24 protein-coding genes are annotated in these 23,351 nt (G+C 55.4%); 7 read left to right on the top strand and 17 right to left on the bottom strand.

Annotated features, from left to right (window positions below):
* Window positions 1-47: 47 nt before the first annotated feature.
* The 5 genes from folE2 to HZS81_RS04675 form a co-directional block, all read right to left on the bottom strand.
* Window positions 48-953, bottom strand: a complete 906-nt coding sequence (gene folE2 / locus HZS81_RS04695) for a GTP cyclohydrolase FolE2 (protein WP_179929374.1) — start codon at window positions 951-953, stop codon at window positions 48-50.
* The gene (locus tag HZS81_RS04690; RefSeq protein ID WP_179929373.1) at window positions 950-2,065 is read right to left on the bottom strand and encodes a CobW family GTP-binding protein; all 1,116 of its coding nucleotides are present in this window, start codon (window positions 2,063-2,065) and stop codon (window positions 950-952) included. Before HZS81_RS04690 ends, folE2 begins: the two co-directional genes overlap by 4 nt.
* A 94-nt stretch (window positions 2,066-2,159) precedes the next feature.
* Window positions 2,160-2,822 carry a DUF1826 domain-containing protein gene (locus tag HZS81_RS04685; protein WP_241697364.1) on the bottom strand — a complete coding sequence of 221 codons (663 nt, stop codon included), beginning with the start codon at window positions 2,820-2,822 and terminating at the stop codon, window positions 2,160-2,162.
* A gap of 84 nt (window positions 2,823-2,906) precedes the next feature.
* On the bottom strand, window positions 2,907-3,740 hold the full coding sequence (locus HZS81_RS04680) for a metal ABC transporter permease (RefSeq protein ID WP_179929372.1): 834 nt from the start codon (window positions 3,738-3,740) through the stop codon (window positions 2,907-2,909).
* Entirely contained in the window at window positions 3,730-4,473 is a 744-nt protein-coding gene (locus HZS81_RS04675) for a metal ABC transporter ATP-binding protein (RefSeq protein WP_179929371.1), read from the bottom strand. The genes HZS81_RS04680 and HZS81_RS04675 overlap by 11 nt, the downstream gene beginning before the upstream one ends.
* 118 nt (window positions 4,474-4,591) lie before the next feature.
* Between HZS81_RS04675 and HZS81_RS04670 the strand changes: the two genes are divergently transcribed.
* Window positions 4,592-5,668 carry a zinc ABC transporter substrate-binding protein gene (locus tag HZS81_RS04670; protein ID WP_179929370.1) on the top strand — a complete coding sequence of 359 codons (1,077 nt, stop codon included), beginning with the start codon at window positions 4,592-4,594 and terminating at the stop codon, window positions 5,666-5,668.
* Between the two features lie 98 nt (window positions 5,669-5,766).
* Here HZS81_RS04670 and adhP read toward each other — a convergent pair whose 3' ends face one another.
* Both adhP and exaC read right to left on the bottom strand, forming a co-directional pair.
* Window positions 5,767-6,795: an alcohol dehydrogenase AdhP gene (gene adhP, locus HZS81_RS04665; protein WP_179929369.1), complete on the bottom strand. Its 1,029-nt coding sequence runs from the start codon at window positions 6,793-6,795 to the stop codon at window positions 5,767-5,769.
* Between the two features lie 158 nt (window positions 6,796-6,953).
* Window positions 6,954-8,474: an acetaldehyde dehydrogenase ExaC gene (exaC, locus tag HZS81_RS04660; RefSeq protein WP_179929368.1), complete on the bottom strand. Its 1,521-nt coding sequence runs from the start codon at window positions 8,472-8,474 to the stop codon at window positions 6,954-6,956.
* Between the two features lie 120 nt (window positions 8,475-8,594).
* On the opposite strand from exaC, the gene HZS81_RS04655 reads away from it, so the two are divergent.
* Window positions 8,595-9,305 carry a LuxR C-terminal-related transcriptional regulator gene (locus HZS81_RS04655; RefSeq protein ID WP_179929367.1) on the top strand — a complete coding sequence of 237 codons (711 nt, stop codon included), beginning with the start codon at window positions 8,595-8,597 and terminating at the stop codon, window positions 9,303-9,305.
* A 14-nt stretch (window positions 9,306-9,319) separates the two neighbouring features.
* Here HZS81_RS04655 and HZS81_RS04650 read toward each other — a convergent pair whose 3' ends face one another.
* From HZS81_RS04650 to HZS81_RS04640, 3 genes are all read right to left on the bottom strand, one after another.
* A complete protein-coding gene (locus HZS81_RS04650; RefSeq protein WP_179929366.1) occupies window positions 9,320-10,672 on the bottom strand; it encodes an ATP-binding response regulator in 1,353 nt (450 codons plus the stop codon).
* Window positions 10,673-10,682: 10 nt separating this feature from the next.
* Window positions 10,683-11,843, bottom strand: coding sequence for a nitric oxide-sensing protein NosP (gene nosP / locus HZS81_RS04645; protein ID WP_179929473.1), 1,161 nt, complete (start codon window positions 11,841-11,843; stop codon window positions 10,683-10,685).
* A 78-nt stretch (window positions 11,844-11,921) separates the two neighbouring features.
* Complete coding sequence (locus HZS81_RS04640; protein ID WP_206679529.1) at window positions 11,922-13,451, bottom strand: diguanylate cyclase domain-containing protein; 1,530 nt, start codon at window positions 13,449-13,451, stop codon at window positions 11,922-11,924.
* 397 nt (window positions 13,452-13,848) lie between these two features.
* Here HZS81_RS04640 and HZS81_RS04635 point away from each other — a divergent pair, with 397 nt between their 5' ends.
* Window positions 13,849-14,427 (top strand): antibiotic biosynthesis monooxygenase, encoded by a 579-nt coding sequence (locus HZS81_RS04635; protein ID WP_179929365.1) that lies wholly within the window; start codon window positions 13,849-13,851, stop codon window positions 14,425-14,427.
* A 100-nt stretch (window positions 14,428-14,527) separates the two neighbouring features.
* Here the strand turns inward: HZS81_RS04635 and HZS81_RS04630 are convergent, their stop codons facing one another.
* The 7 genes from HZS81_RS04630 to HZS81_RS04600 all read right to left on the bottom strand — a co-directional run bounded on the left by HZS81_RS04630 (window position 14,528) and on the right by HZS81_RS04600 (window position 18,437).
* The gene (locus HZS81_RS04630) at window positions 14,528-15,196 is read right to left on the bottom strand and encodes an amino acid ABC transporter permease (protein ID WP_089706936.1); all 669 of its coding nucleotides are present in this window, start codon (window positions 15,194-15,196) and stop codon (window positions 14,528-14,530) included.
* A gap of 3 nt (window positions 15,197-15,199) precedes the next feature.
* Complete coding sequence (locus HZS81_RS04625) at window positions 15,200-15,940, bottom strand: amino acid ABC transporter ATP-binding protein (protein ID WP_089706937.1); 741 nt, start codon at window positions 15,938-15,940, stop codon at window positions 15,200-15,202.
* A gap of 20 nt (window positions 15,941-15,960) precedes the next feature.
* Complete coding sequence (locus tag HZS81_RS04620; protein ID WP_089706938.1) at window positions 15,961-16,629, bottom strand: amino acid ABC transporter permease; 669 nt, start codon at window positions 16,627-16,629, stop codon at window positions 15,961-15,963.
* A 62-nt stretch (window positions 16,630-16,691) separates the two neighbouring features.
* Complete coding sequence (locus HZS81_RS04615; protein WP_179929364.1) at window positions 16,692-17,552, bottom strand: ABC transporter substrate-binding protein; 861 nt, start codon at window positions 17,550-17,552, stop codon at window positions 16,692-16,694.
* Window positions 17,553-17,669: 117 nt separating this feature from the next.
* A complete protein-coding gene (locus HZS81_RS04610) occupies window positions 17,670-17,906 on the bottom strand; it encodes a hypothetical protein (protein ID WP_194249269.1) in 237 nt (78 codons plus the stop codon).
* Between the two features lie 49 nt (window positions 17,907-17,955).
* Window positions 17,956-18,156 (bottom strand): hypothetical protein, encoded by a 201-nt coding sequence (locus tag HZS81_RS04605; RefSeq protein ID WP_179929042.1) that lies wholly within the window; start codon window positions 18,154-18,156, stop codon window positions 17,956-17,958.
* Between the two features lie 71 nt (window positions 18,157-18,227).
* Window positions 18,228-18,437: a zinc ribbon domain-containing protein gene (locus HZS81_RS04600; RefSeq protein WP_179929363.1), complete on the bottom strand. Its 210-nt coding sequence runs from the start codon at window positions 18,435-18,437 to the stop codon at window positions 18,228-18,230.
* 446 nt (window positions 18,438-18,883) lie between these two features.
* Between HZS81_RS04600 and HZS81_RS04595 the strand changes: the two genes are divergently transcribed.
* The 4 genes from HZS81_RS04595 to HZS81_RS04580 are packed head-to-tail and all read left to right on the top strand — an operon-like array spanning window position 18,884 to window position 23,340.
* The gene (locus tag HZS81_RS04595) at window positions 18,884-19,747 is read left to right on the top strand and encodes a substrate-binding domain-containing protein (protein ID WP_179929362.1); all 864 of its coding nucleotides are present in this window, start codon (window positions 18,884-18,886) and stop codon (window positions 19,745-19,747) included.
* Window positions 19,744-21,579 carry a sensor histidine kinase gene (locus HZS81_RS04590; protein WP_179929361.1) on the top strand — a complete coding sequence of 612 codons (1,836 nt, stop codon included), beginning with the start codon at window positions 19,744-19,746 and terminating at the stop codon, window positions 21,577-21,579. Before HZS81_RS04595 ends, HZS81_RS04590 begins: the two co-directional genes overlap by 4 nt.
* Window positions 21,563-21,985 (top strand): response regulator, encoded by a 423-nt coding sequence (locus tag HZS81_RS04585; RefSeq protein ID WP_179929360.1) that lies wholly within the window; start codon window positions 21,563-21,565, stop codon window positions 21,983-21,985. Before HZS81_RS04590 ends, HZS81_RS04585 begins: the two co-directional genes overlap by 17 nt.
* A gap of 23 nt (window positions 21,986-22,008) precedes the next feature.
* Window positions 22,009-23,340 carry a diguanylate cyclase gene (locus tag HZS81_RS04580; protein WP_179929359.1) on the top strand — a complete coding sequence of 444 codons (1,332 nt, stop codon included), beginning with the start codon at window positions 22,009-22,011 and terminating at the stop codon, window positions 23,338-23,340.
* The last annotated feature ends 11 nt before the right edge of the window (window positions 23,341-23,351 follow it).

Below are 23,351 nucleotides of genomic sequence, written 5' to 3'. Positions count from 1 at the left end.
TTTGTGCATATGTCAGCTGAGCATCGTTATGCGACGCTCTCAAGGCGTCACCACCCATTCCACTCACTACGCGCTACCGCGTCATGGGCGTGTAGGCTTTCGGCATGCACGACCTTGAGCTGAAACCCTGTCACGCCCGGTGCCTGGCGGAGGGTTTTATCCAGCCGCCGGGCGGCGTCTTCACAAAACATCAGGTTTTGTCCGTTGGCGAGGGCAAAGGCTTGCTCATCGATGCGCTTTACGGCGGTTTGCAGCGCGGTGCCTAGCGCGTTTTCGATTTGATCAATCCATTGTGTTATTAAATCCGCGATGGACACTTCTCCGTTTTCGTTGTCAGTCAAGCGCAAACGGCATTCGACACTGCTGCGCTGACTATGGGGCGTTGCGAGTATCCCTTCTTCGCTGCCTAGCCACGCAGATACCGCAGATTTGGTGAACGGAATTTCCGCAAAATCTTCCTCAAAGGCCTGTTGAATCAGCTGCCTTGCCAGTGCCGCCGAGCAGGGGCAGGTGGACGAATAGCCCACTGTAAGGTCGAGTTCAGCCTGAAAGCCAGCGGGCGTTAATTGGCAGCGCAAGGTGAAGGGGTAACTTTTCCACCCGGCTAAAGGGCTGATCAAGGCTTGCCGCTTAAGCGGAAGCTCGCCTTCGATGCTGAGATAAGCATGCTGGGATAAGCCATCTTGGCTGGTTAAAAATGCATTCAATACATCCTTAACCGCTTGAAGTGTTAGCGGTGCTTCTTCAAGCGGTGCCAGCGCCAAATACAGCCGAGACATATGGATTCCCCGTGCATCAGCGTCATCCAGGCCAACCCCTGCATTGAGCTTGGCCGTTACACTGCGGCTGCCTAGTCGGACGGGGAGTGCGATGCCCTCCATGCCCACCCAGGTCAAAGCGGCCGGAGAGCGGGCGGTTTGGCTGGCTACATCAGGCAGGGTTAAAACAGTCATTGGGCCACCTCTTGGGATGTGTGAAAAAAGCGGTACAACTCAGCCACCGTTTCCGGCGTCACGTTTTGGGTAATAAATACAAAGCGAGATACACGGTCTCCCACACTGTTCTTGGGCAACGGCGCGGGTGGATGAAAAATATGTTGCACGCCATGCAGTGCGAGAGGCGTATCCCGGTTAGTAAGATGGACGATGGCTTTAATACGCAGCATTTTATCGCCCATTAGCGACATCAAAATATCCAGCCAATTCTCCAGCACCTCAGGCTCAATAAGCTCGTTAACACTAAAACAGAACGACTTAATGTTGTCGCTGTGGGGGGTGCCTTCGGGCTGATAAGAACCGAGCGGCGCGCCGGTGAGCAGCCTGGGCGTTAACGGAGCTGCTTGATGCACGGCGTAACTGCCGGCTTTGAGCCACTTCTCGACCTGATACTCCTGGGAGTCCTTGTGAGCGTCGTTGCCCGCGTCGGCATAAGGGGCATGGCGGGCCAGCCCTGCCCCCACTAACAAGTCCACCGAAAGTCCCCCGTTGATCACCTGCCACTGCTCAGCCGCCGGGTTGAGCTTGGCCAGCCGATTCGCCAACTGGGACACCACCTCTTCGCTTGCCAGGTCGGTTTTGGTGATTAATAGCTTTTCAGCCACCGCGACCTGCTGTTGTGGCTCCTGATGGGCGTCCAGGGTGGCCATGCCATTCGCCGCATCGACGCAGCACACCACGCTGTCCAGCTTAAAGCGGTGTGCCAGCCAGTGATCGGTCATCAACAGTCGCAACAACGACGTGGGTGCCGCGAGCCCAGTGGTCTCAATCACCACTCGGGCTGGCAGGGCTTTGCCCTGGGCCTCCAGATCCTCCAGTGCTTGTTGCAGGGTGCGGCTAAGGTCGCCCCGTAGCGTGCAGCATAAGCAGCCGCTACTCATTTCGATCACCGCCTGCTCATCGCTTTGGGTAATCAGCTGGTGGTCCAAGCCAATGGCGCCGAACTCGTTGATGACCACCAGGGTATTGGTCATGGAAGTTTGGTGAACCCAGCGGTTGAGTAGCGTGGCTTTGCCGCTGCCGAGGAACCCAGTCAGTACATTGATCGGGATTAAAGATGGCGCTTGCATAACGACTTACTCCCAGCGGGCGTTGCGATATTGATCTGATCAAGACATAGGTACACTGGTCGGAGATCGTTTCCAGTGCTCGTGATAGCTATAACTAGGCCGGATCAATACTCATCAGCAAGCGCTTGCTACCGCTTTCAAGCGCAGGGCTTCTATGCACCAAACCCCGCTCTTCGCAGCCTACCCAGCCACTGCCTTTGATTAACGCTATATCGCCCGGCGAAAGGCGTTGAATAGCGCGGGTGTCCGTCACGATGTCGGGGCGATCAGGGTGCGGCGCGCCCAGGCCTTCGCGGTTAATGGCGTGCTCGGGCAGCCATTCGCTGCCCGGGCCGACATAGCTGGTCACCATGCGCACGGGGAGGTTATCGCAGTGAAAACGCGGGCACATGGCGCTAGTGAGCAGGCGCAGGCGAATGCCGACGGTCTGGGTGTCAAACAGGAAGGCGATGGCTTCAGCAATCGTCGCCATATCCTCCATCAGCGGGGACGCCGCCTGCGGGTCGGGAAGGTGACGACGCAAATCGGCGACGAAGCTTTCATCGGGATGACCAAGCCAGCTATATTGCCAGGCGCGATCCGTTTGGCATTGCGCCTGGGCGCTAAAGGCAATATCGGCGGGCAGCGGGCGCTGGAAGATCGCAATATTGATAGCGTCTTCAAAGATGCGCGGCAACACGCTAATGTCGTGATCACCGGCGGCATGGTCTGGCAACGTCGACTGCGCGGCGGATATTGAAGGCATAAGCGAAGACATCAATGACTCCATAAGCGATGTTAATAAACTAACGGGGTATCAGTGGCCAAACGGCAAAAGGATGCGGCCCTTGCCTCCACCGCGCTATTTACCTGAATGAAAGAACGCGGGCTGGATGCGCTGACGAAAGAAACGAAAGCATTGCGTCACAACCGTCGCCAGGGTGAACAGCACCGCGGCCAGGGTGACAATCGTCGGGCCGGTCGGAGTGTCCATCACATAAGCGGTTCTAAGCCCTGCCGTTACCGCCAGCATGGCAATACCGGCGGCCAGAATCGCCATAATTTCCGGCGTGCGGCAAAAAGGCCGGGCGGTGGCCGCCGGGATGATCAACAAGGCGGCTATCAGCAGCACGCCCACCACTTTCAGCGCCACGGCGACGACCACCGCGAGCGCCAAGGTGAGCACCAGCTGTTCGCGCCGGGGCTGAATGCCGCTGGCATAGGCAAGCTCGTCGCTTAACGTGGCGGTCAATAACGATGACCAGCGCCAGAAAAGCAGCGCCAGCACCAGCGCCACGCCGCCGCCGATGATCCAGATATCGGTTTTGCCGACGGCCAGAATATCGCCAAACAAATAGGCGTTTAGGTCGATGCGCACCCCGGAAAGAAACGACACCGCCACCAGGCCGATGGCCAGGGCCGAGTGCGCCATTACCCCGAGCAGGGTATCCATGGCATAGCCCCGCCCACTGAGCATTGACACACAGCTCGCCATCACCAAGGCAACCGTCAGCACGCCTAAGAAGATAGAGACGTTCAATAGCAGCGCTAACGCCACCCCCAGAATGGCGGCGTGGGCGGTCGCATCGCCGAAGTAGGCCATACGCCGCCACACCACGAAGCATCCCAACGGGGCGGCGGCCATGGCCACTAATACACCGGCGATCATCGCCCGCCACATAAAATCATCCAGCATTGGCAGCCTCCTCGTGCTGATGGCGGTAGAGGGCTAAGGTCTGGGCGGTCTGATCGCCAAACAGCGCCTGATAGTCCGGCGATGAGGCCACCTGTTCGGGTTTGCCCTCGCAACAGATAACGCGATTCAGGCACAGCACATGATCGGCGGTACGCATCACGACGTGGAGGTCGTGACTGACCATCAATACAGCGCAGCCGTAGCTGCGGCGCACGCTTTCGATATGCTGGTAGAATTCTGCGGTGCCCCGGTGGTCAAGCCCTTGTGTCGCTTCATCGAGAATCAGAATGTCAGGCCTTGTCAGCAGCGCCCGGGCTAACAGCACGCGTTGGAACTGGCCCCCCGACAGCTCGCTCATTGCCGCCTTGATCAAAGCCTCGGCACCGGCATCTTCCAACGCCTTTTGCACAGTGTAATGGGGGTGGCGACGGGGCAGGTTGATAAAACGTTTGACCGTCATGGGCAGGGTGGGATCTAAGTGGAGCCGCTGGGGCACATAGCCAATACGCTGCTGCGGGGCGATGGTCACCTGGCCCGAGGTGGGCGTTACCGCACCGATCAGCGTTTTCACCAGTGTGGATTTCCCCGAGCCATTGGGGCCAATCAGGGTTACCACCTGCTCTCGATACAAATCGAGATTGATGTTCTCGAGAATATGCTGTCCGCCGAAGCGCACGTTCAAGTGGCGAACGTTCAGAATCGCATCGCGATCAGGAGGCTGATTAAACCGCATAATTGAAGGTCGTCTTTTCTGCATTTGTTATGTTATAACATATTGCTAAAGGCTAGGCGAATGTCTATGCCGATGGTCGAACCGAGAAAAGTCATATTTGATGATGAGGACAACCTTAATGAATAACCATTTAGCTCGTTTGTCTTGGCCGCTATTAGCGGCTTTCCCGCTGGTTGCCGCCGCAGAAGTGCCGCATGTGGCGGTGGATATTCCGCCAGTGTATTCGCTTGTCGCTAAGGTGATGGGGGATCGCGGCGATCCTGAGCTGTTTATCCAGCCTGGTGCTTCGCCGCATGGTTATTCGCTACGCCCTTCTGAAGCACAATCCCTCGATGATGCGGATCTGGTGGTATGGGTAAGCGACGCGCTGACGCCCTGGCTATCCGGCCCCATCGACAGCCTGGCGGGTGATGCACGCCACCTTGAGCTATTGGATGTGACCGGAACGACGACATTGGAATACCGCGAAGGCGCAATCTTTGCGCTCAACGATGGGGATGAACAAGGTCACGAGCACCACGACCACGACCACGACCACGACCACGACCACGACCACGACCACAATGAGCATGATCATGGCGATCACGAACACCACCCTCATGAAGACAGCCATGCAGACAGCCATAGCGAAAGTGGGCACGATCATGACCACCACGGTCACGATCACAGCCATACCGGCATGAATCCCCATGCTTGGCTGGATCCTGCCAATGCCCGCCGTTGGCTGGATGCCATCGCCGAGCAGTTAAGTGAGATCGACCCTGACAACGCCGCGTACTATCGCGACAACGCCGCCCAAGGCAAGAAAGACTTGACCAGCCTTCAGGAGGATATTCAAGACCGTTTAGCCAACAGCGCCGACACCCGCTTTATTGTCTTCCATGATGCTTATCAGTACTTCGAGAATGCCTTTAACGTCCACGCGGCCGGGGCCATTTCCATCGGTGATGCATCGGCACCCAGCCCGGCGCGTATCGAGGAACTGCAAACGCTGGTGAACGATAATAATGTCCAGTGCGTGTTCAGTGAACCCCAGTTCAATCCGCAGATGGTCAATAACGTGTTTGGCGATACGTCGGCTTATATCGGCGTCATGGATCCCTTGGGCGTGGGCCTGACGCTGGATGCTGGCCTTTACGATGCGCTACTGGAACAGCTGGCTAATGAGATTGCGCGTTGCACGGATGCCACCTAAGGCCTGTATGACGTCAAGGTAGCGACAATCAGCAAAAAGCCTCGCCCTTTCGAGGCGAGGCTTTACGTGGAAGTACCAAAAAAACCAGCAGCCTACGATCAGTGAGTCATATCCAGCACGATGCGGCCTTCTATCTTGCCATCGATCATTCGCTGGAAAATGTCATTGATGTTTTCCAGTTTGTCGGTGGCAATCGTTGCCTTGACTTTGCCTTCCCCGGCAAAATCGAGCGCTTCCTGAAGGTCCATGCGTGTACCGACGATAGAGCCACGCACCGTAATACCATTAAGTACCGTATTGAAGATCGGCAGGGGGAAGTCACCCGGCGGCAAGCCATTAAGCACCAGTGTACCGCCGCGACGCAGCATGTTCTGTGCTTGATCGAAGGCCTTTGGCGATACCGCAGTCACTAGTGCACCATGCGCACCGCCAATATGCTTCTTAAGATACGCTGCGGGATCGGTCTTCATGGCGTTGACGGTCACCGTGGCACCCAGACGCTCAGCCAAAGCCAGCTTGCCGTCGTCGATATCCACCGCTGCCACGTTCAACCCCATGGCTTTGGCGTATTGCACGGCCATGTGGCCAAGCCCACCAATCCCGGAAATCACCACCCACTGGCCAGGGCGGGTGTCGGTCATTTTCAGTCCTTTGTAGACCGTGACCCCCGCACACAGCACCGGGGCGATTTCCATGAAATCCACTTCATCCGGAAGCCGGCCTACATAACCCGCATCGGCCAAGGTGTAATCGGCAAAGCCACCGTTGACCGAATAGCCGGTGTTCTGCTGCGACTCACACAGCGTTTCCCATCCACCCAGGCAATGCTCGCAATAGCCACAGGCCGAATACAACCAAGGCACCCCGATACGGTCGCCTTCCTTCAGGTGATTAACACCTTCACCTACTGCTACCACGTGCCCGACCCCTTCATGGCCGGGAATAAAGGGTGGTTCCGGTTTTACCGGCCAATCGCCATGGGCGGCGTGAAGGTCGGTATGACACACCCCAGAGGCTGCGACTTTCATCAAGACCTCACCGCGCTGTGGGCGAGGAACGTCGACTTCTTCCATTGCTAATGGTTGACCGAACTGGCGTACCACAGCGGCTTTCATTGTTTTATCCATGCTGAGTTTCTCCAAATTCTAAGAGTTAGGCAGTGTGGGCACTGCTCTTGTCGAGGGTATCAGGGGTAAAATTCGCGAAGTTCCGCTCAGGCACTGGGCCTGAGCGGAGGTATGGTCATGGAAAAGTGACCCTGGACAATAGGGCTGAAAAATGGCTCTTAGAAAAAGCCGAGCGGATTGATGTCGTAGCTGACCAGCAGATTCTTGGTCTGCTGGTAATGTTCAAGCGCCACTTTGTGGGTTTCGCGGCCTACGCCGGATTTCTTGTAGCCCCCGAATGCCGCATGCGCTGGGTACTGGTGGTAGCAGTTGGTCCAGACACGCCCTGCCTGAATGCCACGTCCCATACGGAAGGCCACATTCATATCGCGGCTCCACACCCCGGCGCCCAGGCCGAACTCGGTATCGTTGGCAATCGCCAACGCTTCTTCTTCGTCCTTGAACGTGGTGACCGCTACGACCGGGCCGAAGATCTCTTCCTGGAACACCCGCATCTTGTTGTTACCCTTGAGCAACGTCGGCTGGATGTAGTAACCGTTATTGATCGAGTCATCCAAGGTTTCCTTATCGCCCCCCGCGAGGAACTCGGCACCCTCTTCACGGGCGATATCCATGTAGGACATGATCTTGTCGAACTGCTCTTGGGAGGCCTGAGCGCCCACCTGAACATCAGTATCCAGCGGGTTGCCGCGCTTGATCGTCTGGGTGCGCTCGATCACCTTAGCCATGAAGTCGTCGTACATCGACTCCTGAATCAGTGCCCGCGAAGGGCAGGTGCATACTTCACCCTGGTTGAAGAACGCCAGCACCAACCCCTCCACCGCTTTGTCGATGAACTGTGGCTCGGCATTCATGATGTCGGCGAAGTAAATATTGGGTGATTTGCCGCCCAGCTCCACGGTAGAGGGTATGATGTTCTCAGCGGCGCACTTGAGAATGTGCGAGCCCACCGGGGTGGAGCCGGTGAAGGCGATTTTGGCGATACGCTTGTTGGAGGCCAGCGCCTGCCCAGCCTCAGCGCCAAAGCCGTTGACGATATTGAGCACGCCAGGTGGCAAAAGATCGCCCACCAGCTCGGCCAGCTTTAGGATCGACGCCGGGGTTTGCTCGGCGGGCTTGAGTACCACGCAGTTACCGGCGGCAAGCGCTGGCGCGAGCTTCCATACCGCCATCAGGATGGGGAAGTTCCAGGGAATGATCTGCCCCACGACGCCCAACGGCTCGTGGAAATGGTAGGCCACGGTATTGGCATCGATATCTGCCGCGGTCCCTTCCTGAGCGCGGATACAACCGGCAAAGTAGCGGAAATGGTCGACCGCCAGGGGCAGGTCAGCATTGAGGGTTTCTCGAACCGCCTTGCCGTTGTCCCAGGTTTCCGCCACGGCGAGCATTTCCAGGTTCTGCTCCATACGATCAGCAATCTTGAGCAGAATATTGCTGCGCTCCCCAGCGGAGGTCTTGCCCCAGGCAGGTGCGGCTTGATGTGCCGCGTCCAGTGCTTTATCGATATCTTCGGCACTGGAACGGGGGATCTCACAAAATACGTCACCGTTAACGGGGCTGATATTATCGAAATACTGGCCTTTTACCGGCGCGACGAATTCGCCCCCGATATAGTTACCGTAGCGCTTTTCGAACGATACGACGGAACCGGATTGACCGGGATTGGTATAGATCATGGTAATGCTCCTAAGTATTATCATTATTGGATGAGGTGCCACACCAGTGTTGGTTAGATAAGCGCGCGGCGATATACCTCAATAGGAGGAAATACCCTCATTCCTTGGTAGGAGGTAAGCATGTATACCCTAATGGTGGCGGATGACCATCCGCTGTTTCGAGATGCGATAAGCGCGGTGATAACCACCGGGTTACCCGGTAGTACCTTGCTGGAAGCCGCGAGTCTTTCCCAGACACTGGTGCTGGCTGAGGAAAATCAGGAGTTGGACTTGCTGCTTCTGGATCTCGGCCTTCCCGATGCCGAAGGCCTGAGCGGCTTAGAGACCCTTCGTCAGCGGTTTCCCGGTTTGGCGGTGGCCATCGTTTCCGCCCAGCAAGAGCGCCGGCTGGTACTGGATGCCATCACCTTGGGGGCCGTGGGGTATATTCCAAAATCTACGCCACGCCAGGAATTGCTCGCGGCAATCGATCAAATACTCGCAGGCCAAGTCTATTTGCCGCCGGATATCATGCGCCAACCACCCGAGACGCCATCCGAGCCAGCCGTAACGTCACCCGATACCCAGTTACGCCAGCGCTTGACCTACCTTACCGCCAAGCAGCTGGATGTACTCAGCTGCATGACGACCGGTATCTCCAACAAGCTGATTGCACGTGAATTGAACATTGCCGAGACCACCGTCAAAACGCATGTCTCCGCAATCTTGCGTAAACTCGACGCCGCCAGCCGGGTTCAGGCAATTGTCATGGCGGCCGAAGCGGATCTCAACGGCTACATCCGGCAGCGTCGCCAGGATGAAGGCAGCCGTCAAAACCCCGGGGAGGAATAAAGCCGAGAGAAACGCTAGGTGGCGCGCTCTTCCAATAGGCTCGTTAGCAGCATACGCAGCCGCAACGGTTTCAATGGCTTGAGCAAGCAGTTCATGTCTAACTCCCGCGCATAGCGTTTAAGCTCGGCATCATGATTTGCCGTGATCACCACCACCGGCAAGGCGGGATAACACCGCCTCAGACGCAAGGCAAGCGCCACCCCATCCTCTCCTGCATCGCCCAGATGATAGTCGACCAATAGCACGGCCGGTTCTTCACCATCACTCGCCGCCTCCAATGCGCTTAGCGACGCAGCGGTTCGCACACGGCACCCCCAGCCTCTTAGTAGCGCCTGCATCCCTTCGAGGATCGCCGGATCGTCGTCGATCACCCAGACCACCGCCCCCTGCAACGGCCCCTGCCCGACCTGAGCGGCCTCCACTGTGAGCTCCGACGAGCGCTTTGTAAGTTGACCATAAGGAACTTTAATGGAGAAAAGCGCCCCGCGCCCTGGGAGCGATTTCAATAAAACCGAATGATCAAGGATCGTGCTGATGCGGTCCACGATAGCTAACCCCAAGCCTAGCCCGCGGCTATGCGATTCATGGTTCGGTTGAGCGCGACGAAACTCCAGAAAAATCGCTTCTTGCTGAAGCTCAGGGATACCGGGGCCGGTATCTCCCACCATGATGTCAAGCCCATCAGGACGCCGCCGACACCCCAACAGCAGGTGGCCCTGCTCGGTATAACGCACGGCATTACTGAGGAAGTTGCGAATCACCCGGGCCAGCAAGGTAAAGTCGGAAGACACGACCACGCTTGAAGGAACGTAGTGCAACGTCAAGCCACGCACCCCCGCTACCTGACGGTACTCCTCGGCCAATGCATCAAGTAACCCATTGATCTGAAAGGGAGCAATATCCGCCTTGAGAATCCCCGCATCCAGGCGCGACATATCTACCAAGGTGCCCAACAACGCTTCGACATCTTTGAGCGAACGGCCGATATGCCCCACGAGTAGCGCCGAATCCTGGGGTAAGCGGTGTTCTTCCAGGGCACTGGCAAATAACCTTGCCGCATTCAGCGGTTGCAAAAGATCATGCGTGACAGCGGCAAGAAACTTGGTCTTGGAAAGGTTAGCAGCCTCGGCATCCGCCTTAGCTTCGTGAAGCTGTGAATTAGCCTGGCCCAATTCATCCAGAGTGCGATGCAAGGCTTCCGTGCGCTCGCGTACTTGCTCCGCCAGCAACACGGCATGTTCGAAGGCAGCATAAGGCGCGCCGTTAGCGGCGCCTCCCGATTCCACCCGCTCCATCAATGCATGGCAGATACGCCGTAGCCGCCGGTTTTCCTCCGCCAATGCGCGTTCGGAAGGTGTCTCGGGCATAATGTCAGGGCTATCGCGCAAGAGATCCAAAAGCCACCCCGGTAAAGGTTTGGTTGACGTGCATGCCGTGATGCTGTTCGCCGTAGGTATTGAACCCCACCACGCGGGAACGCTTAAACAATTGCGACGCTTGGCCCAGCTCTCCCAGCCCTTCAAGCTCCAGACGTCTCAAAAAGCAGTCACAGCCGATCACCAAACTGGGTGTGCCTAGCCGCTGATGCAGAGAATCGAGCATGTGATGCAAGTCATGCAATAAAGGGGCGGGCCGCATGGCGGTGAGCACGATGCCATTTTCCACCGCACAGTAAAAACTCAGGCTGACATCCTCGTTAACCCGCTGAATGGAGCGAATGTAGTGCTGATCGCCCAGCTTCACCGCCACGGGGTGGCGAGCAAACACCTGCGGCCCTAGCGCCGCTTTGGGCACGTCGACCATTTGCGCGTAAGCATCAGCGGCAGGCATGGCATTGAGCTCCAGCACGCGCCGGCTTTCACGATCCGCTTGCGTGACGACCAACTTATGCTCAAGCGGCAGCAAATGATGGGTGGAAAATACCTCGAACGGTAAAGGTGTATTGATCATGATCACCACGGCAGCGCGGGCATAAAAATGCCCCTGGGCATACACATGCGTGTGCGCCAGGCGGTTATCGTCCCCCGCCGAGCCACCAAAACTGGGGATACGCCCCAAGGCGGCATCCAGGGTGGCCAACACCTGCTCTTCACTGCTGGAAAGGCCGTCAAGCAACGTCAGGGCGAAGCTGTGCTCATTGATCGATGCAAGTGACCGAGCGCGGCAATTCTCCAGCAACTGGTCCACCAGGCGTTGGGCGCGCAAAAGATCGAAACGCGCCAAGTCCTCGACCAAGGCGTAATCCACCGCAAAATAACGCCGATCAAAACCGATAGCGACCACGCACCCCCGATCGTACCCTTGCGGGGTGATTTCCCCTGCGGTAGTGCAGCCGCTGACCTTTACGGTGGCAAATGCCGACTCCAGCGCGCGCCCCAAGGCTTCAAGCGGATATTCAGCGCTACAGAAAAACAGCACGAAACCCAGCTCCTCATGCTTAAGGGCCTTGGCCAGCTCCTCAGCGGCACATTCAGGGTCTTGGCGACGGCTAGCCGCCGTACGAACCGGCGTAGTCGCCGCAGAAGTGACAGCGGAAATATCCAATAGGAGCTCCTGTCGCAGAAAACTGGTGGAAGCGAAATAGCCGCACTCGGCAAAAAAGCGGTTATTCAACACTTACTCAATGACAGACTGACTTTCTCGACTCATTTCGGCGAGCACGGCACGGTCTCTACCGCGGTGTTTGGCGGAATACACCGCATCATCAGCACGTCCGATTAGCGCATCGGCGGTTTCCCCCGGCTGGAAGATGGCCAGCCCTGCCGAACAGGTCTGACCAAAGGGCACCTTGTTGCGCAAACGTTCAAGCACCGCTTGGCACTGAGTGGTGGTCGTATCGGGAAGAAGAACAACGAATTCTTCACCGCCGAAGCGTGCCAGCACGTCTTGAGTGCGCAGGATTTCCTCCCAGCCGGCTACCAGCTTCTGAAGTAGCACGTCCCCGGCCGAGTGCCCGTAAGTATCGTTATAGCGCTTGAAATAGTCCAGATCGAGAAAGGCAAGGCCCAACGAAGAAAGATTGCGCTCGGCGCGAGCCATTTCCACCGCCAACTGCTGTTCTAAATAGCGGCGATTGGCAGCACCGGTAAGCGGGTCAGTGCTGGCAAGCGTTTCCAGTGTCTGGGCTTGATGGTGCGTTCTTTGCAGCAGGCCGGCCATGCGCCACATGACCAACAGAAAGAGAAGAATCGAGCCGATAGCCGCCACGCGCACGATTTCCATCTCCGGCCCCGAAGCAAACAGCATCATCATGGGCACAAGGACGGATGCCGTACCCAGAACGTAAAGCCGTCTCATTGAGAACTCGGCGTCACAATTGTAAGAGCGGGGCTCAACCCTCGCAGAAGGATGCCATGCCGCCGCCATAAAAAGCGCATAAGCGAGTAGCCACAGACCGTCGACAAGACTCCCCGGCGCATACCAGCCCTTGGAGTTACCTAACGCATAGAGAATATCGGCCAGTAGATAGGCAAACATTCCCATGAGCAGCAGGAAGTGGGCCGGGATACGGGTCCGTTGCAGAAAAACCAGCCGCAAGATCAACGGCAGCAGGATGAGATCCGCCACGGGATAGCCCGCAGATACCAGCAGCTGCATCGAGGTCAGCTTGGGATCATAGCTATAGGGGGCAATTAGCAAGGCCCAAGCCAACACGGCTGCCGAAATACCCACGATAAGCGCATCACCCAGCGCCTCGTAATCTCGGCCATGGCGCCCGATTTGCCATAGCGCAACACCAAACAACGGGTAGACGGCAAGATAGAAGAAATCGGCTAGTGACGGAAAAGGCTCTAGACCATGAAGGTCAAGCCAGTACCAGATGCCATGCCCAGTGGCGGCGAGGGCCAGCGCACCAGCGATGAGCCCCCAGGCCAGTGGCGAGAAAAGCTGTCGTCGAAAGCGTACCGCAAAGAAAACACTGCCGGCCGCAAGCACGGTGGCAATGATATAGAGGGCACCGGCAAGTCTGCCGTAAGGTAGGAAGATGTAAAGGACGGCCAGAGCGATTTCCACCCCAAAAAGCAGCAACCAAACTCTGTTGTGCCAACCGGATGCCTCCTGGGCAAAAAACGTTGGCGCTTCTCGCTGTTCAGCTTCTGAGGCGCCAGGGGCCTTTTCAGCAAATTCGTGTGGCAGCAGCTTCACTTTGCCCCCTCTCTTCGCCTGCCAAGAAAACGCACTTTCATACCCACTTGTCCCATTATTTCGGTCTTTTTGACACCCTCTTTGTGAAAACTTTGCTGTTTTTGATCGACATTTTGATCCCGCACACGGCGATGGTGCCTGATGAGCAAAGCCCAATCCCGGCCGTTTCGATGGCACTTGCCCCTCGGAGCCAATAAGTAAGCCACGCCACAAAGCTAGGCGGGCGAAAAACACGTTAATCCGAGGCTCTTTATCGCCAATGACAGAGGTAGCTTCAACGCTAAACGAGATTCGCTAGGTAGAGTGGTATACTTCTTGCTTAATTCATCACGAGGGCCTACCCGGCCTAAGTGAGAGTCGGCGCCCTACCCTGGCGCCACAAACGAGGAGATACACAATGTCCCCTAATCCCGTGACGCTGATGGTCGCTCGCCGCGTCCCCCCTGGCCGCTACCGCGACTTTACTGCCTGGCTGGAAGAAGGCCGCGAGCTGGCCAGCGATTTTGACGGCTATCTGGGCTCTGGCGTGCTAGACCCCCCGCCAGGCGACGACGAGTATCAGATCATCTTCCGCTTCCGCGACGCGCAGACCATGGCTGCCTGGGAGCACTCGGCCTCGCGTCGGACCTGGCTCTCTCGCGGTGAGGGGCTGTATGTGGCGCCCCACGAACACCGCGCCATCGGCCTGGATGGCTGGTTCCAAGAAGCCACCGGCCAGACGCCGCCACGCTGGAAGCAGGCAATCGCGATTTGGCTGGCATTCTTCCCGGTGTCGCTGAGCTTCCAGGTGCTGTTCGGCGGCCTGCTGGCTGGCATGGCGATTGTGCCCAAAGTGCTAGTCAGCACCTTAGCGTTGACGCCGGTAATGGTGTTCTTATTCATCCCACTTTCCATGCGGATGCTGGGGCCTTGGTTGCGCGGAGAGCAGTCCATCATAAGATGCCTAGTACGACGCTTGCACCAACGCAAGGCATAGACGTCGTCGGAAGGAAAGCGATGACGCCATTGGGTGCATAAGGCGGTGGGAAACATTGAGCTCAACGATTTGAGCGATGCCAGTGTTCTACACCGCCAACTCACACATTTGTGACGCCGGGTACGTAGGTACGCCGCTCAAGAAGCCCCAGCAAGCTAGCGACTGTTGAGGTGAGCACCAAGTAGATGATGCCTGCCCAGAGAAATACCAGGAAGAAATCCAGGGTTCGCGAACCAATGTCCGAGGCAATGGACGTGATTTCTACCACACCAATGGTGTAGGCGATCGAGGTGAACTTGAGTTCGATGATCGCCTCGTTGGACCACTGAGGAATCACTCGGCGCAGTGCCTGGGGAAGCATGATATGCCGGATCGACTGCCATTGCGTCATGCCGCAAGCCCTTGCCGCGACCAGTTGTCCCTTAGGTACCGAAAGCACCGAACCACGAAAATACTCGGCCTGATAAGCGGCACTGTTAAGAGTGATGGCAATCACGGCGGCGGTGAAGGCATCAAAGACGATACCCACGTGAGGCAGCCCCAGGTAGATAAAAAACATCTGCACCAGCATCGGAGTACCACGGAAAAGCTCCACGTAGACAGTGCTGATCCAATAAAACAGTCGATTGCCATAGACTCTTGCCCAGCACAGAACTAAGCCCAGGAAAAAACCCAACGTAATGGCAATCACCCACAGCGACAGCGTAATCGGCACGCCCTTGAGCAGCTCAGGCAACCACTCGATACCGAATTCGATAAATTCCAGCATGGCTCACCCGTGCTCTGCGATGACGTTGAGGAAAGCTCGGGTCCGCTCTTGCCTGGAATCGGTGAACATGATTTCCGGCGAACCCTGCTCGACGATGTATCCATTCTCCATGAAGATGATTTCATCGGCGGCTTGGCGGGCAAAGCTCATTTCATGGGTCACGACAACCATCGTCATGCCTTCTGTGGCCAATTGCTGCATCACCCTAACCACCTCACCGGTCAATTCCGGGTCAAGCGCTGAGGTGGGCTCATCGAACAACAGTACCTCTGGATCCATGGCCAAGGCGCGGGCGATGGAAACCCGCTGCTGCTGGCCACCCGAAAGCTCGGCCGGATATGCCCCCGCCTTGTCAGCTAAGCCGACTCTCTCAAGCTCCTGATGTGCTCGCTCAGTGGCAGCGTCTTTACGCTTGCCATTCACTTTGATCTGGCAGATACGCACGTTGTCGAGCACCGTCAGGTGGGAAAAGAGATTAAAGTCTTGAAAAACGAAGCCTATGCGCGCGCGTATGGCATCAATATTGGTGTCTAAAACCTCCTCACCGTTGAGGTAAATTCGCCCAGCATCCGGCACCGTGAGGTAATTGATACATCGAAGCAGGGTGCTCTTGCCTGAACCTGAAGGACCAATCAACACCTTGGTTTCACCCTTGCATAAACTGAAGCTAATGCCCTTAAGTACCTCCAGACCGTCGTAGGCCTTTCTAACGTCCTGCACGTCCAAAATCAGATCGTTGGCCATTATTTGGCGTCCCTCTAGCGTTATTTTTCGAACCCCGGCACGGCCAGCTTGCGCTCGAAGGCATACAGCAGGCTATTGCCTGTCCGGTTAAGGATGAAATACAACAGCGCTACTACGGCGAAGACGGTCAGGATATTGCCTTGGGTACTGGTAATGATGTAGTGCGCCTGGCGGGTCAGCTCTACGACACCAATGACATAGGCCAAAGACGTTTCTTTGATCTCTGAAGAGAATTCATTCGTCCAAGGCCCAATGGCATGCCTAGCTGCTTGAGGAAAAATGATATTGCGAATAGCGCTCATCTTAGACATGCCCATAGCGCGAGCCGCCATCATCTGCCCGGCTGGCACCGACTGGAAGGCACTACGAAAGATCTGTGATTGGTAGGCACCTGAGCGAAGCCCCATCGCCAGAATCGCAGCGCCAAAAGCTGAAATATCCACAACACCCGAGATGCCGTAAAAGAAGATAAACAGCATGATGATAATCGGCACGCCCCTGAAGATGCGCTCGTATATCACCAGCGGCCACTGTACGAACCGAGACTTGGGGCCATATAGCTGCGTCAGACAGATCGCCATGCCCAACACAAAGCCGATCGATAGGAGAGCCGCCAAAAGCACGATGGCAACCCCCAACCCTTTCAACAGGAAGGGAAAATCTCGTAACAATACGTCGTATATATCCATGGCGACTTCCCTAGCAAGGCGGGCACCTCACCTAATGGTGAGATGCCCAGCATCACAACGGTTTATTCGTTACCAAGCTCGGGAAGACCAGCTACCGGCTTCTGGTAAGTGTCCACGAAATCAGGCATATGCCCCGGGATGGCGGGTACGGTGACACCTGGGATGTACTCATTCACAATTTCACCCCATTCACCAGAGTCGTAGATGGCCATAATGCCCTGGTTAAGGTCACCCAATATTTCCTGGGGATCATCCTTGGACACTGCCAGCGCCAAGGGAGCACGGATATAGATTTTTCCGGCCATCTTCACTGGTTTACCAGCGTTGATATATTCCTGAGCCGAGGTGTCATCAACGATGACCGAAGAGATACGACCGATCGCCATATCATCAACGGCAGTAACATAATTGTCGTATTTGGCCAGCTCGACGTCGATATCGCTGGAATTCACCACGTTTTCTTCCATCCAGGCCTGCTGGGAAGACCCACCCTGTACACCAATACGCGCGCCACAACAGACGGCGGTGAACACGTTGTGGTCTGAATCCTCCGGTACCAGCACCACATCGTTGGTTTCCCACCAAGGAATGGTGAAGTCGATATTCTCGCTGCGCTCTTCGGTAACCGTGAGTCCCGTGGCGAGGATATCGATCTTCTCAGCAGCTAGCGCCGGGATGAGCGACGGAAACGGCATGTCCCGAAACTCAATCTGCATGCCAGCCTCTTCGGCGATGGCTTCCATCGCATCGATGGCAATCCCCTTAAATTCGCCACCTTCCACGTAGGCCCAAGGTGGAAAGGAGGCCTCTACACCGACGGTATAAGGATCTTGTGCGTAGGTCGTCGTTGCGAATCCGCTGCCGATAACCATGGTACTCAGCAACGTGGCAGGTAAGAGCGATGCTTTTAATTTTTTCATCATTAACCCTCGTGCTTAATGAATTTTTTATTCCAGCTCTATCAATATGGGCACCAAAAGTTACCGCTGTCAAACCGTTCAATCGTACTTCAAATTACTATTTTCTTTTCAAAAATCAACTTATTCCAAAACCCAAAAAAAGAAAAATACATTACCAAACAAAGTATTAGACCAGGAACTGCTGGAATAAAAGCCGGCATCACTCATGAGCCCATACACCAGCCACCGGTTGTGACGAGCACGATGCTGATGTTTGCTGAGTAAATCCAACATTTCATAGTAAGCGGTATGAGACGCTGGCACGGCCTCGTCAAATAGGGTGCCCATATTCAACGGCAAGCCATCGGCATCGCTCAAGGTCACGTCAACGGCCCCGCCGATAAGGTAAGGGCTAGGCGCCTTTAGATCACGGCTGGGTATCGATCACCAAGGAACCGGAATCTGACGAGGTGATGAAGAACATCAGTGCCGAAATCATAAAAACGCGGTTGTGTATATCAAAGCCGATGGGACCTAGCTGACCTTCTATATTATCCTGGCCAACGACGTAATCCGTCTCCATATCGCCCGACGCTGATGGCGTCTCAGGGTCGTTAGGGGTGTTCATGAAAGGCGTCTCCTCGTTGGCGCAGGCAGCATCATATTCGCCGACGCTAGAAATAGTGAGCTAATAAAGAGCTAAAGCACGTCATCGTCGCTGCCGGTACGCACGCTTTCCAGTTCGCCGTTGATCGGCGAGATATCGACCGCCACTTGGATAGGCGCGCAGCACTCATGGCAGTCTTCCCACGTAATGTGGCTGCCCTGTGAGGTGTCGATCAGAAAGGACAAAGGACTGTCGCAGTAGGGGCAGTGAAAGTCGTAAGGAACCAGAGCATCATCGTGCATGCTGTCTCCTGAAAATGAGGGATGAGAGGGGTTATTCGGGCTTATCGCTTAACTTTAGCAGGCTATTCGCCTCTGCGTAGACACGTTTTTCCCTATGCGAAGGCACGCGATTCGAGACCTGCCCAACCGTATACCCGCCTTGAGTCCACAGTAGCTGCACACATTTCTTATACAATACGTGCAAACGCAAAGCCTCAGAGTGAGGGCTAAGCTTTTTCGATTAGTTAAATAGTGGATGTACCGCATCGCCTATCTCTCAGGCAAGCTAGGTGTGACAGGTTCTTAATACGCAAGCACTAATTACTCAGTACTAAGGGACGAAACGCCTTAGCGTTTAAATTAAGCGGGTTTCAGCTATTAGATGCTTAGTAAGATGTTGAGTATGATTACAACTAATTTGCCTCAACACCCTCACGCCAGCGCAATGCAGTAAAAAGGTAGCAAACATGATGCAGCTTCGGTTTTTCTCCCTCTGCTTTTTGATGCTGGTATCGTGCTTATTGTGGCCGTTAGCCAGCCTCGCGACTTCACCGAAAGACGCTGCCTTTTCTTCTATGCGCGTGGGCTTTGCTCAAGATACGCTCGCCAACGGAAGCGTGGCTCAACAGGCTTTGCATATTCGCCGACTTGCCAATGAAGTCGATGTGTTGCTGGTCAGTCCCCGAGTGAAAGCGGTGCTAAGCCAAGTAATAGCAGACGTTTATGATGCCGGAGTACCCGTGATATTGGTGGACAGGGGAATAGATAGCCAACGTTTCACCAGCTTTGTGAGGCCCAGCAATACCGTCATCGGTAATGCTGCCGCCCAACACCTCGTCGAAGCGTTGGGGCAATCCGGTACGGTGCTGATGCTCAAAGGTGTGGAAGGCGCCAGTGCGACGGAAGCGCGCAGCAGTAGCTTTGAGACGGTCATCAAACAGTATCCTAGTATGCGCATCATAGCGCGAACAGGGAACTACTTACGTGTTGATGCGCTGCGCGCCGTGCAACAGGTGATTGATGATGGCATAACATTTGATGCCGTTTATGCCCAAAGTGACAGCATGGCCACGGGCGCTCGTATGGCCATGACGCATGCCGGCCTCGACCCTTCGCGCATTCCCATTATCGGTGTCGACTACATTCAGGAGGCGAAAACCGCCATTCTGGATGGCACACAATCCGTTAGTTTCACTTACCCAACAGGGGGCCGTAAAGCCGCTGAACTCGCCGTGCGCTTGCTACACGATGAAGCCGTGCCTAAACATCTGCTTTTACCCACCGTTAAGGTCACGAAAGACAACGCCAGGGACGTGGAGGTTATTTTTTGATATGGCTAAATTCACTCGCCTTTAAGTTACCTGCTTTTGTCTTGGTGACGGTAGGCGCCTCTCTTTTACTCAGTGCCTACCTGATTGACCACAGATTAATTAGCTACCACCGCCAAACGGCGAGCGACCTGATCGATGAGAGTGTCAAACGTATTAAAGACGTGCTGTGGCAGGCAGAGACAGAGCTATTTGATGAAGGCCAGTGGCTGTTACAGCTTGAGAGCTTGCAGGCAACCCTGGCGTTGGTTAACAACTTCCAAAGGGCTGAAGACTACCAACCCTTTGTGTTTAATCCCGAAAAGCAGATAGCCGCTGAACAGTTGCTCAATACGGTACAAAACGGTACGGCATCGGCCATTTTTCTGTTTGATCGTAACAATGAGCTGATCAGCTATGCCCAACAGGGAGCCCACCACTTTGAATCGGGTTTTCTCAGTTATGAAAACGCACAGCCTAAACTCGTTATCAACAGCGCCACTAGCGATACACCTTCGCTACGATATCCACAGGACATTACACCTTGGCACCCGAAAAACGTGGTGAATGAGCGCTATTACTTTGTCGACGGCACCCCGTTTCTCGTTAAGTCGTATCGAAACTTTGAGGGAACAAACGCCATTGGAACCCTGGTTCTCGCGCGCAAGCTTACCCATGAGATGCTCCACACAACGCTACCTAGCAACGTTAAGGCGTATCTTTACCATCCCAAGCAGCAAGCCTTCATGGCAGAAGGGGAAGCGAAGCCGGTTACTCAGAAAGATGCATCAACACGCTGGCAACACGATAACGATGGCTTCTGGCGACGTATTACGGTAGGCAGTACCTACACAGATGGCCTCACCTTCATGCTGCACTATCCGTCCGAGCATTATCGCGTTGAACAACAAGCCACCCGCCAGGGGGTACTCTTTGCCGTGCTGATCACGGCCCTGTTTGTACTGCCGATCAGTTTCTGGCTGGTGCGCCGCTTTATGGTGGCACCGCTTAATCAGCTGATGCATGGTGTCAACCGTATCAGTTATGGCGATAAACGCCCGATGACCGACACGTTCCCCAACAATGAGTTAGGGCAACTTGCCGACGCTGTCAACGCCATGTCCGAGCAGCTTAAACGCCGGGAAACACGGCTCAAACGCTACGCGCACGAAATGGAACGCCTGGGCTACGTCATGACGCACCACTTTCAGGAGCCTTCAAGGCGCCTCATGTTGTTCTCTCAACAGTTGCAAGCGTCTGATACCTGTCAGCACGAAGATCGCCAAGCGGCAGACTTTATTCACCAACAATCTACGCGCCTATCTGCGTTAGTGGATGGAGCTCGGCGCTATTTAGAACTATCGCGCACGCTACCACGCATCGAGCCGGTCAATTTAAACAAGGTGATAGATAAAGTGTTGGCCGAGCCCGCCATGCATGAACGCATCAATCGGGTAAACGCCAACATCTATGTGGCGACATTGCCGCGCGTACAGGCTGACGCATCACACCTCGGCACCTTATTCACACTTCTCGTTGACAACGCGCTTTGCTATCGCCATCCCGAACGGGTACCTTTTGTCGAAATTTGGGCAGCTGAAGATACCGAGCGTAACAGGGTGTACATAAAAGATAACGGCGTGGGTATGGCGCCCGAGCATCATCAACAAGCCTTTTCCCTGTTCGGGCGCCTGGTGACAAGCGATCATTACCCGGGTATCGGCTTGGGATTGAGCATGGCACGCCAAATCATGCGCCAAGTCGATGGCGACATCACCGTCGATGCCAGTGGCCCCGCCGGTACCGTGTTTCTTCTATTGTTTTCCAAGGATACAAACCATGAGTCAGGCAAATAGCGTGCTATTGGTCGAAGATGACCAGGCTGATGCCTACATCACGCAGAAGGTGTTTCGCGATATTGCGGAAGATATCGCCCTGTCGCATACAGAAACGGGCGAAAGCGCGCTGGAATGGCTAGCGACGCGCCAAAAAGAAGGCACGCTGCCCGACCTTATCCTGCTGGACCTCAACATGCCAAGGATGGATGGCTTTACCTTTCTTGAGCAGGCCAAAGGGCAAGAGAGACTGCGTTCAATTCCCGTGGTGGTATTGACCACATCGGCATCGCAAGGGGATGTTGACCGTGCCTATGCCCTCGGGGCGGCAGGCTATGTGGTCAAGCCAAGCAGCATTGATGACTTCACGCACTACATGCAGCGGTTAGTCGGCTACTGGTTCAGCTTGGTTAAGCGGCCCGATTAGGACACGATTTCTTATAGGTAACCATGATGCAAAAATTATCCGTCGTACTGGTTGAGGATGAGCCAGGCGATGCCGGTTTAATCCAGTATAGCCTGAAGTTTTCTAAAGGAGATCACGAGGTCCACTGGTTCACCAGCCTGGAAGAACTCAATACGCACCTTAGAGCGACAACGTCGGCTCCTGACGTCATTCTGCTCGACCTGAACCTGCCTGACTCTAGTGGGCTTGACACCATCTCACGCTGCAAAGCAATGGCGCGCGGTATACCCATTGTGGTATTGACCGGCCACGATGATATGGACTTTTCACTTAAAGCACTGGAGACGGGGGCCCAAGATTACCTGATCAAAAATAATGTCGAAGCGGACGCGCTTTTACGTGCGATGCGTTACGCCATGGAGCGCCACCAGCTCGAACGGCGCTTAAAAGAGTCCGAAGAGCTGATGACAGCGGCCATCGAAGGAGGCGGCCTAGGTATCTGGGAGTGGAACCTAAAAACGGATGCCTGCTACACCAGCGAGCGCTTGCGGAAAAACGTAGGATTCAATGTAGATGATGACACCGCGCCGCAAACATTATCGGAGTGGATGACGCGAACGCACCCTGACGATACTGACGCTATCGATGAGGCGCTCAAGCGCCATGTGAAGGGTGAAGAGAAGCGATATGAAAGCGAGTACCGACTCAAGCACAAACAAGGGCACTGGGTCTGGGTATTTGAGTCCGGTCATTTAGTCAGCCGTGATGCAGAAGGCAACCCGGAGCGAATGGTGGGCATCCTGCAAGACATCTCTTCTCGCAAGGAAATGGAAGAGCAGCTGCGCACGCTTGCCATGCGCGATCCCTTAACAGGGCTTTTCAACCGCCGCAGCTTCATGGAAACCATGGACAGCGAATACGGCCGGGTCAAACGGCGTAACGATTATTACACCAGCATATTGGTGCTGGATATCGATCACTTTAAGCACGTCAACGACATCTACGGCCACGCGGCGGGCGATGACATTCTCAAAACGTTTGCCAACACGATAGACGACAACTTGCGCGAGAATGACGTATTCGGTCGCCTAGGCGGCGAAGAGTTCGCCATTTTGCTGCCAGATACCGACCAAAGCGGTAGCGCTCATGTGGCAGAAAAAGTGCGGGCCGCTGTCGAGGCCATGCGCGTACAAGCGGAAGGGGAAACGATCCGTATCACCACCAGCGTCGGCATAGCCATGCTATCGGCCAACGACAAACGGCCCGACGGTGCCCTCGCCCGTGCGGATGCCGCGCTTTACCGTGTGAAACAAAATGGACGTAATCGGGTTGAACAGGCAAAAAGCTCAGCCGATACACCCATAGCATCGGAATAACGTATTGATAT

This window comes from Vreelandella salicampi (genome assembly GCF_013415105.1).
Classification (GTDB): Bacteria; Pseudomonadota; Gammaproteobacteria; order Pseudomonadales; family Halomonadaceae; genus Vreelandella; species Vreelandella salicampi.
This window is presented reverse-complemented; position numbering and strand designations above follow the sequence as displayed.

Coding starts and splice junctions, on each gene's coding strand:
- folE2 (WP_179929374.1), bottom strand. CDS start 953: ATGACTGTTTTAACCCTGCCTGATGTAGCCAGCCAAACCGCCCGCTCT.
- HZS81_RS04690 (WP_179929373.1), bottom strand. CDS start 2,065: ATGCAAGCGCCATCTTTAATCCCGATCAATGTACTGACTGGGTTCCTC.
- HZS81_RS04685 (WP_241697364.1), bottom strand. CDS start 2,822: ATGTCTTCGCTTATGCCTTCAATATCCGCCGCGCAGTCGACGTTGCCA.
- HZS81_RS04680 (WP_179929372.1), bottom strand. CDS start 3,740: ATGCTGGATGATTTTATGTGGCGGGCGATGATCGCCGGTGTATTAGTG.
- HZS81_RS04675 (WP_179929371.1), bottom strand. CDS start 4,473: ATGCGGTTTAATCAGCCTCCTGATCGCGATGCGATTCTGAACGTTCGC.
- HZS81_RS04670 (WP_179929370.1), top strand. CDS start 4,592: ATGAATAACCATTTAGCTCGTTTGTCTTGGCCGCTATTAGCGGCTTTC.
- adhP (WP_179929369.1), bottom strand. CDS start 6,795: ATGGATAAAACAATGAAAGCCGCTGTGGTACGCCAGTTCGGTCAACCA.
- exaC (WP_179929368.1), bottom strand. CDS start 8,474: ATGATCTATACCAATCCCGGTCAATCCGGTTCCGTCGTATCGTTCGAA.
- HZS81_RS04655 (WP_179929367.1), top strand. CDS start 8,595: ATGTATACCCTAATGGTGGCGGATGACCATCCGCTGTTTCGAGATGCG.
- HZS81_RS04650 (WP_179929366.1), bottom strand. CDS start 10,672: ATGCCCGAGACACCTTCCGAACGCGCATTGGCGGAGGAAAACCGGCGG.
- HZS81_RS04635 (WP_179929365.1), top strand. CDS start 13,849: ATGTCCCCTAATCCCGTGACGCTGATGGTCGCTCGCCGCGTCCCCCCT.
- HZS81_RS04630 (WP_089706936.1), bottom strand. CDS start 15,196: ATGCTGGAATTTATCGAATTCGGTATCGAGTGGTTGCCTGAGCTGCTC.
- HZS81_RS04625 (WP_089706937.1), bottom strand. CDS start 15,940: ATGGCCAACGATCTGATTTTGGACGTGCAGGACGTTAGAAAGGCCTAC.
- HZS81_RS04620 (WP_089706938.1), bottom strand. CDS start 16,629: ATGGATATATACGACGTATTGTTACGAGATTTTCCCTTCCTGTTGAAA.
- HZS81_RS04615 (WP_179929364.1), bottom strand. CDS start 17,552: ATGATGAAAAAATTAAAAGCATCGCTCTTACCTGCCACGTTGCTGAGT.
- HZS81_RS04605 (WP_179929042.1), bottom strand. CDS start 18,156: ATGAACACCCCTAACGACCCTGAGACGCCATCAGCGTCGGGCGATATG.
- HZS81_RS04600 (WP_179929363.1), bottom strand. CDS start 18,437: ATGCACGATGATGCTCTGGTTCCTTACGACTTTCACTGCCCCTACTGC.
- HZS81_RS04595 (WP_179929362.1), top strand. CDS start 18,884: ATGATGCAGCTTCGGTTTTTCTCCCTCTGCTTTTTGATGCTGGTATCG.
- HZS81_RS04585 (WP_179929360.1), top strand. CDS start 21,563: ATGAGTCAGGCAAATAGCGTGCTATTGGTCGAAGATGACCAGGCTGAT.
- HZS81_RS04580 (WP_179929359.1), top strand. CDS start 22,009: ATGATGCAAAAATTATCCGTCGTACTGGTTGAGGATGAGCCAGGCGAT.